The organism is Rubripirellula amarantea (assembly GCF_007859865.1).
Classification (GTDB): Bacteria; Planctomycetota; Planctomycetia; order Pirellulales; family Pirellulaceae; genus Rubripirellula; species Rubripirellula amarantea.
In genome coordinates this window covers 1,595,130-1,607,791 of sequence record NZ_SJPI01000002.1, presented here as the reverse complement: position 1 = coordinate 1,607,791, position 12,662 = coordinate 1,595,130, and the positions used below count along the sequence as shown (strand labels likewise).

Annotated in this window: 8 protein-coding genes; 5 read left to right on the top strand and 3 right to left on the bottom strand. The window is 54.8% G+C overall.

Annotated features, from left to right (window positions below; all coding sequences use genetic code 11):
* The first annotated feature begins 105 nt into the window (after positions 1 to 105).
* The 3 genes from Pla22_RS19435 to Pla22_RS19425 all read left to right on the top strand — a co-directional run bounded on the left by Pla22_RS19435 (position 106) and on the right by Pla22_RS19425 (position 2,664).
* Positions 106 to 468: a DUF2237 family protein gene (locus Pla22_RS19435; RefSeq protein WP_146516389.1), complete on the top strand. Its 363-nt coding sequence runs from the start codon at positions 106 to 108 to the stop codon at positions 466 to 468.
* Between the two features lie 290 nt (positions 469 to 758).
* Entirely contained in the window at positions 759 to 1,637 is an 879-nt protein-coding gene (locus Pla22_RS19430) for a YfgM family protein (protein ID WP_146516388.1), read from the top strand.
* Positions 1,630 to 2,664 carry an RluA family pseudouridine synthase gene (locus tag Pla22_RS19425; protein ID WP_242632167.1) on the top strand — a complete coding sequence of 345 codons (1,035 nt, stop codon included), beginning with the start codon at positions 1,630 to 1,632 and terminating at the stop codon, positions 2,662 to 2,664. Before Pla22_RS19430 ends, Pla22_RS19425 begins: the two co-directional genes overlap by 8 nt.
* Here the strand turns inward: Pla22_RS19425 and Pla22_RS19420 are convergent.
* From Pla22_RS19420 to Pla22_RS19410, 3 genes are all read right to left on the bottom strand, one after another.
* The gene (locus Pla22_RS19420; protein ID WP_146516387.1) at positions 2,633 to 5,248 is read right to left on the bottom strand and encodes a hypothetical protein; all 2,616 of its coding nucleotides are present in this window, start codon (positions 5,246 to 5,248) and stop codon (positions 2,633 to 2,635) included. The genes Pla22_RS19425 and Pla22_RS19420 overlap by 32 nt on opposite strands.
* A 37-nt stretch (positions 5,249 to 5,285) precedes the next feature.
* A complete protein-coding gene (locus Pla22_RS19415) occupies positions 5,286 to 5,723 on the bottom strand; it encodes a PEGA domain-containing protein (protein WP_242632166.1) in 438 nt (145 codons plus the stop codon).
* Between the two features lie 266 nt (positions 5,724 to 5,989).
* Positions 5,990 to 7,603, bottom strand: coding sequence for a transglutaminase-like domain-containing protein (locus Pla22_RS19410; RefSeq protein ID WP_165440754.1), 1,614 nt, complete (start codon positions 7,601 to 7,603; stop codon positions 5,990 to 5,992).
* Positions 7,604 to 7,963: 360 nt separating this feature from the next.
* On the opposite strand from Pla22_RS19410, the gene Pla22_RS19405 reads away from it, so the two are divergent.
* A complete protein-coding gene (locus Pla22_RS19405) occupies positions 7,964 to 10,078 on the top strand; it encodes a right-handed parallel beta-helix repeat-containing protein (protein ID WP_146516385.1) in 2,115 nt (704 codons plus the stop codon).
* Between the two features lie 379 nt (positions 10,079 to 10,457).
* Positions 10,458 to 12,617, top strand: a complete 2,160-nt coding sequence (locus Pla22_RS19400) for a TonB-dependent receptor (protein WP_242632165.1) — start codon at positions 10,458 to 10,460, stop codon at positions 12,615 to 12,617.
* The last annotated feature ends 45 nt before the right edge of the window (positions 12,618 to 12,662 follow it).

Sequence of the window (12,662 nt, the reverse complement as noted above, 5' to 3'; positions counted from 1 at the left end):
GCTAGCTCTCCTAGGCCTCCCACCCTTGCCCTGGGATGTCTGATCGATCAGCTTGATTGCAATGAATTTGGATTTCTTGATCTGACTTGGCGGAAGGCATAGGCGATGGCAAAAAATGTGCTTGGAAGTGATCTGCAATCTTGCAGCACCAACCCCATGACGGGCTTCTTTCGCGATGGATGTTGTAATACAGGCGGCGAAGACGCAGGTTTGCACGTTATTTGCTGCCAGGTGACGGCAGAGTTTTTGGACTTCAGCAAGGCTCGGGGCAACGACTTGACGACTCCCATGCCGATGTACCGGTTTCCGGGGCTCGTTCCCGGTGATCGTTGGTGTTTATGTGCGGCGAGGTGGAAAGAAGCTTACGATGCGGGAATGGCTCCACCCGTCATTCTTGAGTCTTGCCACATCTCTTCGCTTGAATTTGCGTCGCTCGAGGAATTACAGGAACACGCGGTCGAGCTATAGCCTGAGTGCATCCAAAAGTGAGTGCGTCGCATCCAGGTTCCGCAATCCGCGATCCTGCAATCCGCGATCCTTGGGACTGCTTCGCGATGAAAGCGGGTTCCTGATGCGGCCAGCTCAAGACAACTGCTTAAGTTAGCCGCTTAAGACAGCAGGCCGACGCCAGCAGGTGATTGAAGGTTCCCTTGAAGCGATAGACTGTCTTGACGCTAAACTCAGGTGGCTTCTATATTTCCGAACCTCTGCCGGTCATTGCTGGCTTTGTTTTCCCCTCTCCAGCGTCACCGACTCCCATGAACGATCGTCGTCACGAACTGCAAGAAAACGAATTGGCCGTCCATATTGGCCGGATTAACCAATCGATCGAGCCCTATTCAAAGCTGATCGCGGTTGTCGTGGGTGCCTTGTTCATTGCGGGCATTGCTTGGTTGTTCTACAGCACCCAGCAAACCGAGCAGCGTAGCGATGCAACGCTTGAACTGATTCAAGCCGCCGACTCGGGTGACCCCGAAGTGTTGGCGACCGTTAGTGACACCTACCCCGGAACCATCGCTGGCAATTGGGCTCGCGTGTATCAGGGGAACGAATATTTGGCACAAGGCATTGATGCGCTTTACAAAGATCGCGAGAACGCTGCTCAGTTGCTCGGCGATGCTCGCAACGCATTTTCAAACTCACTCGTTAACGCCAGTGACCCGTTGCTGCTTTCGCGTGCTCACTTTGGCCTAGCCCGTACCGCCGAATCGCTCGGCGAATTGGACGAAGCGGTTGAACAGTACAAGAAAACGATTGCGATCGGCGAATCTGAAGCGATGATCGAAAAGGCTCAAAGTCGAATCGATAGTCTCGCGAAAGCCGATACTAAGCAATTCTTGGCTTGGTTTGCGGATCAGGATTTCTCACCTGCGGAACCTTCTTTGCCTCCATCGTTGCCGGACGCCAACGAGCTTCCTGACCTGCCCGATCTTAGTCTCGACCTTCCTGAACTGGACCTGCCCGGCGGCGAAGACTCGGACGTGATGGACAAGGAATCCGAAATGGACTTGCCGAGTGATGAGTCTGGCGAGCCAACGACTCCGGAAGTAACGGCCGAGCCAGAAATGGAAGCCGAAGCCGAACCAGCAACTGAGACCAAACCAGAGACAGCCGCCGCTGAATCAGCGAGTGAGTAACGACAACGCGCCCGAATCGGATGCCGGTGACTCGTCGGGCGATCCGGACGAAGGCGAAGTGATTCGTGACTTCGTCGTGCCGGAAGAATCTCGCGGGATGCGTCTCGACTTTTTCTTATGTCAGTTGTGCGATGGCTATTCGCGGACTCAGATACGCGCCGCGGTGCAGGAAGGCGCCGCGGAGGTTGACGGCAAGGTCGTTCGCCCCAGCTTAAAGTTAAAGGCGGGCCAGAAGGTTCGTTTTGAGCTTCCTGAATTGCCGCCCGACGATACGGTTCCTGAGAACATCGTGATCGATGTGTTGCACGAAGATGATTCAATCGTCGTCGTGAACAAGTCCGCGGGAATGGTAGTGCACCCGGCTCGAGGTAACTGGAGCGGTACGTTGACCAGCGCGCTGGCCTACCGCTTTCAGAATCTTTCCGATGTCGGCGGACCATCTCGGCCGGGAATCGTGCATCGTCTCGATCGTGACACCAGCGGTGTGATTGTGATCGCCAAGACCAACGCGGCTCACACGCACCTGTCCCAACAATTTCATGATCGCTTGGTCGAAAAAGAATACTTTGCGATCACCGGTGCCCCCATCGATCGCGATCGTGACCTGATCGAAGCACCCATCGGCCGACATCCGTATCAGCGGGACAAACAAGCAATTCGTGAGGACCACGAAACGAGTCGTCCGGCGTCAACGTTCTATGAAGTGATATCGAGGCACGGCCGGTTTACTCAGGTTCGTTTGAAGCCAAAGACCGGTCGCACTCATCAATTGCGTGTCCACTTGGCGCACATCGGATCGCCGATCATCTGCGATCGTTTGTACGCCGGTCATGCGGAAGTGACCGAATCGATGTTGCGCGGATTGCCTCGGAAGCCCGGTGAGCCCATCGTCTTGGATCGTCAGGCACTGCACGCCCGACGGTTGACGATCACGCATCCGCAATCGGGTGAACGGATGACGTTCGAAGCACCAATTGCCCAAGACATCGCCCGTGTTATCGCGATCCTGCAAACGCCGGCTTCCTAAAGATCAGTCCCACCGCGACGCAAATGCCCATCAAACTGATGGCGATGGTCGGTGCTAACCACCAAGGTCGATACTCAAAACGGACGTTCCATCTTCCGGGTGGAACAGCGACGGATTGCTTTAAGAAGTCAGTGGGCTCGATGGCCAAACGTTCTGGTTCGGCTTCGGGTAGATCGAGGTCTCGGATGGAGGCGACCCAATGACCGTCTTGGTAAACCGGTCGAATCAAGCGTGACGTTGCACTAGCTTCCACCTCAAGTTCAAGTCGCTGCTCATTCGACGATATGATTCGAAACTGCGGTCGTTCCAACCGGTTGTTGGGGGCTGCTTGGTGGGCGGGGGAAACCGAACTAGCTGGCTTGTCACTAACATCGCTGTAGACGAGCGGTCCAGCATGATTGCCAGCGATCACCTCACGAATTCTTGTTGCAATTTCCTCTGCGGTCGGTTCGCGATCTTCTAGGGTGCGCCAGTGAGTCACCACTTCGATCGGTTGCTGAATCGGATCAACGTTTGTGGTCGCGATTCCTCGATCAGATTGCTCAATCACTCCGTCAATCGCCAACCAACGACGGATGTATCGCCAGGATTCATCCGGTAGTGTGCCGCCGTATTGAAGCTCAAGTTCGCGAATCGCTTTCCAGAACTCGCTTTGACGTTCGCTGCCAATCGACACAAAATTGTTGAACACCGCATCGTTATCGACCATGTGCCAGCGTCCAAAGCGACTCATCCGTTCCGCCGAGCTGACTTCGTCTAGACGATACGTCGACGAGCTCGTCGCCCAAGTTTTTGGCCACCCGCCGTTAAGCTGAACCCGCATCCAACGAAACGGACTCTCATTGGTGTGTGATGCCGCCCAATTTGATACTTGGCTGTTTGGTTTTTGGTTGTTTGATTGGGGACTTGTTGATATCGGCGTATCCCCGGTTGGCTGACTTGGGGTCAAAGCAAGCGATTGATCAGCGGACAAAGGTGGCAGTGCAATCGGATGCCTAAACGCGACATAGGTGATTTGGCTCGCCGACCAAGCCAACTGAACCGCTGTGATGCCGATCAGAATGCCAGGGGCCCATGTCATGCTGCGACGTGTTGGCTTGAACCACGCTGCAACAGAAAAGCCTACTGCGGCAACGATGGACAGTGCGATCGACAAACGGATCTCGCCCAGGCCAACGGCCACATGCAGCGGTCCCCAGTATGGGTCGCTGATGGTTCCAGCATTGTTAACTAACGATTGATCGAAGAAATAGGTTGCCGACCAGAGTGCGGCTAGGGTTATCGCGATCACAAGCATTCGCGCGGCCGATCGGCGATATGCTCGGCGATCGACCCATATTGCGGTCGCCATCGTCAAGCCAAGTGCGAACATGGGGAGCCACTTTGCTGGATATCGAAATGCCTCATAGCCAGGCAAGCCGTGGTACAGCAGCCAGTAGGGACCTAGCGCGGCGGAATCGAGTGAATCGAATTGTCCGGTTAGCGATTGCAGCCACCAAACCAATCCGAAATGGCCCATCGCAGCGAAGCCAGAAACTGCCGCGATGGCGATCCAGCGATTCGAACGTGCCAGCCTGCGAGTGATCGGTGTTGATCGGCGACGAAGGCAAAGCCAAGTTCGATCGAGGATCATCCAGACCACTGTCATTCCCATGAACAAGGTGGGAGTCCACATTCGACCGTCACCGGGAATCAACGCACTGATCCGTTGGTTCACTGGGATGAGCGAACCCCAAGCCGATGGAGTGAGTAGTTCAGCAAAGTGCCACGGCGCAACCGAGTACTCCATCGCGGCCTGCTTGTTGCCACCAGTAATCGGCGGCGAAAACCAAGTCGGCTCTTCGTGAACGATGTGAACTCGGTCACTCTGGCCACTCCATGAAAGCGAGGCCGCTATTTGCGGTGCCGCGATCAATCCCGATAGCAGCGCCGCACACCCGATCGTGGCAAGTTCGACGCGGCTATCTTGTGATCGAAAAAGAGCAACAGGGATGACTAGTACGACAGCAGAGACCAGTACGCAGTGCAGCGCTGTTTGTGGGTCGCCACCGAGCACCATCATGGCCAGCGATATGGCGGCCAGGGCAATCCGCCTTGGCCAAGTCAGCTTCGTTGTTCCGATCAAACTAACCATCGCCAACGGAAGCCATGATGCGCTGACCAAGAAGGGTGGATTGGTGTGCAGGAAATAAACGCTGCCTGAAAGCGGATAGATCAGTGAGGCAATGGTTTGGCCTCGCCACGAGCAACCGATCCATCGAGTCGCCAACGCCGCGGTGATCGAGGCCCAAATCAAATGCAGTGTCACGTACCACGCGATGGAGGAAACCGCGTATCGAATGGGATAGAGAACTGCGGTCGTCGTTTCGCCAATCAACGGCATCCCGGTCTGGCAAAGCGGATTCCAAAGCGGAATGATCTCGCCGGAATTGCGATCGGCAAGATACTGATACAGGGGTGTGTAAAAATGAAAGACGTCGCGAAAGGCGAGCTGTTCGCGGTGTCCCGCATCGCCGTCGAATAACGTGCCGCCGAGCAGCACGACAACAAAAGTCGGCCCCAGTACAAACGGCAGCAGCGTCAATAAGCTGCGGTTGCTGACCGAAGGGTTGCAAGCAGATTTACGGCGACGGGGCCGTGACGACGCCGAGTCGGGATTGGGTTCGCAACGCGTCGGCTCGTCCAACTAAATTCTCTGGCGATTCAAGGGTCTTGGGCACCAGTTCCACGTCAATGATGCGTTCGTCGCGAATTTCGCCAGGCCACAACGATTCGGCAATGAAATCTAGGCCCGGAGCTTCATACCAGGGCGGATTGATTTTTCGACGGATCGTTTCGGTGCGATAGCCGTCTTTCTCGATGCGAAATTCACGAGTGCCATAATAGACGAACGACGACGCAGCGGGAGACGTTCCAATCACTTGGTTGTCGACCGAGACCGTGGCCCCCGGAGGATTGGTGCGTACCGTCATTCGACGACGCACACATCCCGAGCAAGCGAGCATGATCAGCGCGATCGCGATGGTGAAACCAGCGGTATGTGAAACTCGGACGGGCACCCGGCGAAAATCCTCAAGCGTTCAAGCCAAACTTTGTGTGCGGTTGGGAATAACACTTTGCTTTGGCTTCAAGCTAGAGAGATTTCAAGCGAATTTGACGATCTCTGGCGTCCAAACTTCGTACTCATGAGCTTGCGACGCACTATTCGCCGGTTCAATCGCTGCTTACATGCGACTGGCAAGGACTCGTTGGTGCCAGGCAGCGCTGCCTCTATCACCTATTGGCCCGATTAATGGCCCGATCAATGGCCCAAATGATGGCTCGATTATTGGCTCGACGAATTTAGGATGGCGAGTGGGATTTCGAAGCGATGAACGCTCATGCCCGTGCCTTGGTAGTTCGAGGTGGTATTGAACCCGCCGGCTTGCGCCAATGGGTAGCGATGCCCGTTGATCTCGTAGTGCCACTTTCCGCCATCCGTTGGGATTTTGAGATCGAGGTCGCCATCGGGGCCAAGAATGATGGCGGACACTACTTTGGTAACTCCGTCAAGGTCAGACAGGTAAAACTGTTTTCGAATCGCGTTACCAATTCCAGCGTGAATCTTCGTGGGGTTATTCCATTGACCGTAGTGGCTGTCTCGCCACGGAGTCAGAAACACAACGTTTTGATCATCGCTTCGTCGTCGGCAAACGTACGGCAAGTCCGAGCGTCGTGGGCTATAAAGCGCCGCCAACTCGTAGACGCTGCCTAAACGCTCGCCCATGAAGATGCTTCGCTTGTGAATGTAGTCTCCCTCGGAATCGCCGTAGCCGGTGTAGAGATTGAACACCCAATCGTGCAGCACTTGAGGACGCGCGACTAAGTCCGCACCCGTGTCGCTTCCGTCGGGCCGATAAGTAGCCGGGCACGACCAGTTGTAAAACCATCCCAGCTTCGGATCATCAAACAGCTTGTACCGTTGCGGGTCAGCGATGACGTCGATGATTCCACCTTCAAACACCGCATCGAACTGCTGGTTTAGCGCCCACTGTTGAGCGAGTTGTTGATGCGTGGCTGGGTCGTAAGGATTGGGCGAAGCAAGTTGCATGTTCATGAACGTGCCCGGCTGGTTCTCGACAAACAACCAACGTCCTTCATCGTCTTGAAATTCAACGAACGCGTGATCCATTGTTCCGTAGTAGCGAGCCGGAATTTGCAGGATGCTGCACATCGCAACGAGTGTGTTGGCCGCGCCGCCGCAATAACATCGTCCGTCGTCCAAGAAGTCGACCGGATGCAGAGTGTCTTCGACGGCGATTCGTGATAACCGAACGTCTTTGATCCAGTTGGCAAGAGCACTGACCAATTCACGCCGCGAGTGGTTTGTCCAGGGAGCCGAGAGGCCTTGTTGATTCAGGATCTCGGTTGTCTTCGAGGCAACAAAGTCAAAGTCTTCGGCGTGCCAATCCGTTTCGGGATAATTTGTCGCGCCGCGGTCGGGATCAAACTTACGCGACAGCATGCAACCTTTCTCGTCGCGGGTCGCGAAGTGAACTGGCATCGTCAATCCGGGCGGAACATGCTTTCCAACCAGGACCGCGTAGTCGTTGCCTGAAACCGCAGAATGCTTCCAATGCCCGAGCCGATCAATTGCGGCATCATCATAGTGAACCTCAATTGACCATCCGCCAACATAGGTCGTTTGCAATTGATCGGGTCTGCCTTCCCATCCGGGTTCTTCGCCTCGCCATTGACCGTCGACAAGTTGAAACTGTTCGGATGGTTCGATCGTGGTGTGAATTTTCTGTACATTCACATAGGTGCCGTCGCTCTGTTGGCAGGCGAGCTTGATGGTGTTGTTCGGTACGTAGTGAGCGATCACATTGGGCGAGTCTTCAGCGAACGATTGGACCGCTGCCCCCGTCCAAAGAACGAGCAGCCAGCGCAAGGCCGACATCGTACTTCCTAATCTCGACTGTGTTTTCAACATGGCTTACACCGCAAAGTAGACCACTATCCTAGACGCTAATTGATTAGCCGACACGATCTTGCGATCAGAGCCAACTTGTCGATCATTGGCTGTCGTAGCATTGCCAAAGCTGCCGCAACTGCATGTTGCCAATCTAGACGATGAGGCAACGATCATCTTGTTTTAGGTACAAACGTGCACGCTTCTCGTAATATAAAGCACCAGAATTGAGTCTTTTTTCAGCTTTCATTGATTCAATCGCCAAATTCGCCGATACGGGAAATGGTTGTACTATTTAGAGGGGTCGCGGACGCCTCGTTTTGACCGTGAACGCAAGCGAGGAGACCCATGCAGAACTGGCAACTGCAAGTTTCAGCGCGCGTGAAGGTCGCCTGCTGCGTAATGGTCGCGTTTTGCGCGATCTCGTCGGTGCAGGCTCAGTCGTTGGAATCGCACGTCTTCGACGGTCGACCGCTCAATCCGGCCATCGAAAGTGATCCCTACCGACCTTACGCTGCATTGACGGGGCGCGGCGATGATGTCAGCCGCGTGCACACGGATTTGTTTGTACCGCTCGCGTCGACGCACGATGATCTCTTGTTCGCCGATATCCGCGGTCAGTTTGCCTATGGCGGTGGAGCCGAGGGCAACTGGGGTCTCGCTTACCGTCACCTATTTGCCGGTGACTACATCGCCGGCGTCTACGGCTTCTACGACTTGAAGCACTCTGCGAACGAGAACACCTTTCATCAAGCTACGTTTGGCATGGAAATGCTGAGCGATAAGTACGATGTCCGATGGAACGGGTATCTTCCCGAAGGCGGCTCGGCGCAAGCGGTGGGTGCCACAGCTATCGTATCCAACGGCAACCTTGTCGTTCAGAACAACGAAGAGCGTGCCTACTATGGAACTGACGCCGAGGTCGGGTCGTTGCTATGGCGGTGCCCGAACTACTTCGACAGCGAATTGCGAGTGTTCGCGGGAATCTATCACTTCGATACGGATTCGCCGACAGCCGAATCAATTACCGGACCGCGAATTCGAGCCGAACTGCGATCGTTCGACTTACCGTTCTTATCGCTGGATTCTCGAGTCACATTTGGCGTTCAGTACCAGCACGACGACGTGCGTGATTCTCAAACCGCTGGCACGCTTTCCATTCGAATGCCATTCGGCCCGGATCGTCGCCGCCACCGACGGATGACACGAATCGAACGACGCATGACGGACGTGGTGGTCCGCGATGTCGATGTGGTGACCCAGGCTAACCCGACACCAGGCGGACAAGAGGTCGCTCTGCACGCGACTTATGATTTCGAAATCGGCTCGGTTACTGTACTCGACGCCAACACGCCAGATCTGCCAACGGCGGTGGCCACCGCCACGACCGACTCGGTGATTATCGATGGTCGAGCGGGCGTTATTCGAGTCACCGATGCCATCGAAGTTCAGGACGGACAGCAACTATTTGGCGGTGGATTGGCCGTAAAGGGAGCTGACACTGGCGTTCACGCTGTTTTCGGCTCGAAAGTGAAGCTTCACGGAATAGATATCACCGAGTCGGTAATCCTGACGGCGGACAACAGTGTGATCTCGGGCTTCAATATCTTCGGCGGTATGCACGGCATTTCGAGTGAATTGTCCGGTGGTCTGGCTGACTTAGAAGACGTCTTGATCATCGGTAACAACGTCACCGGCGCTGACGATAGCGGGTTCCGGTTCGGTACTTTGGATTCGGACAGCGTGATTGCTCATAACCGCGCTACCGACAATGGATCGCACGGTTTCGACATCGAGCAAAACGAAGGACTGTTTGTTCAAAACAACGCTCTCGGGAACGAGGGAAATGGGTTCGACTTGTTTGACAATGACGGTGAGGTATCGTTCAACCGAGCATTGCGTAACGAGGGATACGGTTTCTACGCAGACGATAACTCTGGCAACTTTGACGAGAACGAATCGTACGAAAACGGCGAGAGCGGATTCGATTTCCTCGACAACACGGGGTCGATCGCTGGGAACTTGTCGGCGGATAACGATGGAGAAGGATTTACGTTCGCAGCCAACAATGGCGTCGTCGAAGAGAACCTCGCCTTCGACAATGCATCGTATGGTTTTGACTTCGCCGACAACAACGGGACCGTTCAAGAGAACTACGCATATGACAACGGCGATGTTGGTTTCGATTTCGAAGACAACTTCGGACTCTTTCAAGAAAACTATTCGATTGGAAATGAAGGCGGAGGTTTCGACTTTGTTACCAACCAGGGGCAGTTTCTGGCAAACGTAGCAAACGAGAATGATGGGTCCGGATTTGACTTTACGGACAACACGGGGGCAGGTGAGTTTTCAAACAATGTGGCCGAGGACAATGGTGACTTTGGCTACGACGGTGCCAACAGTGCAACCGCCAACAACAATACCGGATCGGGTAACGAAGACGGTAACGACACGTTTCCTTAGGATCACTGAACGAAAAAGCTGGAAGTTCAACTCGGCCTAACACAGTCGATACTAATTACGGACGGGAGTCGCGAGCAGGATGCCGCAACCACATTCAACCACTGAACGCAATTTGTTGCGATGGGCGGCCAGCTTTACGGCTGGGCTGCTCGTCGTATCGAATTCGGTTGCGCTCCAAGCACAACAGTTTGCTCCTGCATTGCAGGGGCCTGCAATGCTAGGTCCTGAAGCACAAGGCCCTGTAGTACAAGGCCCTGAAGCACAAGGCCCTGCAGTACAAGGCCCCGCAGTCAAAGGCCCTGCAGTGCAAGCGCCCATCAACCAGGGACCTGTTGTCCAGGGACCCGTGATGCAACCGCCGGTCCTACAACCACCCGCAATGCAACCACCTGTGCAGCGAGGCGATGTCGCTGCCAACGACAAGGACAACGCAGCACTTGCAGCCGATCATCGAATCGCCAGCTTGTTTGGTGAGGTCAACCAGATTGACGACTTGCCCACCGATCGCGAAACGCTTTCGCTCTCACCCGCCGCAGACGCGGTCTTTCGCGAAGAAGCATTGGGCAGACGAACCGCAGACGTGGGTGACTTGCTGCGAAGATCGAAGGCGGCGCACGGTGTTTCCATTCAAAATCGCACGCCCATCGTCAGCGACACTCGAATTCGAGGCCAACGCGTAGGCCAAGTCCTCGCATCCGGGTCCTACTGGGCACCCGCTCGAATGGACTTGGACACGATGATGAGCAAGATCGACTCGCGTTTAATTCAAGACTCGATTCTGATCAAAGGTCCCTACGCCAGTCGGTACGGGCCGGGGTTCCGGTTTGTCGACATGGAATTCCTGCAATCGCCTCGTTACGAGAATGGCTACGAAGGTCACGGGGCAACCAGTGGGACCTATCATTCCAACGGGGATCAGTTCTACGGACGACAATCGTTTTGGGGCGGCAGTGACGACTACGGTTTTCATATCAGCTATGGCCACCGAACTGGCAGCGACTACGAAACCGGACAGGATGACTACTTTATTCCATCAAGTTACAAGTCTCGTGACCTGTTTGTCGCGTACGGATTTGACATCGACGATCACCAGAAGATCGAAATCAATGCATTGCGTTTGGACCAAACCGACATAGAGTTCCCGGGTTTGGTGACGGACCTGAATTTTCTGATCACTGACGGTTACGAGATCACGTACACCAACGACGCGCCTAGCTTCGCTGATCGTTTCACGTCCGAGGTGTGGTACAACCGAACTCGCTTCGAAGGCGATACTAAACGTCCAGGCAAGGCTCGACAGATTCCTTCGCTCGTTGACGCTTTCCAGCCGTCATTTCTCGGTGCTGCGGACGGTTCCACGACGACGGACGGCGATGCACTTTCGGCGGGCTATCGACTCGAATCATCCTTCATCACGGCGTGCTCGCAGTTCTCGGTCGGTACGGACATGATTTATTTGAATCAAGAACTCAACGAGTATGATTTCTATGATCCCGACCCCAACGACAACAACTTCCCGATCCCTCGCAGTGATGCGTTGGACTTTGGGGTCTACGCCGAGCGGATTCTGCAGTGGAACGATGATGTGGTTGTTACCGCCGGTACTCGGATCGATGGAGTGTTCACGGACTCTCGCGACATTGTGCAAGGTGTAGCTGAGCCGCTTAGCGTCCTGGAAGAATCCTCGCTGGACCGACAATTCTTGTTGGGGTCGGCGTACCTAACCGCCAATCGTGATCTTGGTGGGGGATGGAGCACCAATGCGGGGACGGGCTTTGCGATGCGACAACCCACGCTCACGGAAATGTACGCTGAATACACTTTCATTGGGTCTTTGCAGCGTGGTTTGACATTCCTCGATGGTGACCCGCAACTCGATTCCGAGAAGTTATATCAGTGCGATGTGGGAATCGAATACGACTCGGATGACATGACGCTAGGATTACACGGTCACCATGCCTGGATTCAGGACTACATCACCTATGACCTGTTCGATCCTGCGGGAACGATTGATGGGTTTCAACAGGGAGCGTCGTTCGTCAACACGGACCTTGCTACCTTGATGGGGTTTGAAACCTACGCTCAAGCGGACCTGACATCGATGGTGTCAACGTTCGGAATTCTGACTTACGTCGAAGGGCGAGATCGTTCAAGGCTTGACCCATCACGACACACCGGATCGCCGTACCGAAGCGACAATGGAAGCGTCGATTCCGAACCTCTTCCAGGGATCGCACCCATGGAAGCACGCGTTGGACTTCTGATCCAGGACCCCACTCACGAACACTGGGGAATCGAGTTTGAAGCTCGGATCGTTGACAATCAAGATCGAGTCGCCAGCACCTTGCAGGAAATCGAAACGCCGGGGTTCACCGTCTACAACATTCGAAGCTATCGACGGTGGGATCACTTGCTGGTCACCAGCGGAATTGAAAACGTGACCGATAAGTTCTATCGAGAACACATCGATTACCGATCTGGGCTCGGAGTGTACCGTCCTGGTTTTGGGTTCTATGTCGGAGCGGAATTGACGTACTAGCTGCCGACTGCAATCGCTAGGTCGGGTCCCGTTTCGCTTTTGGTG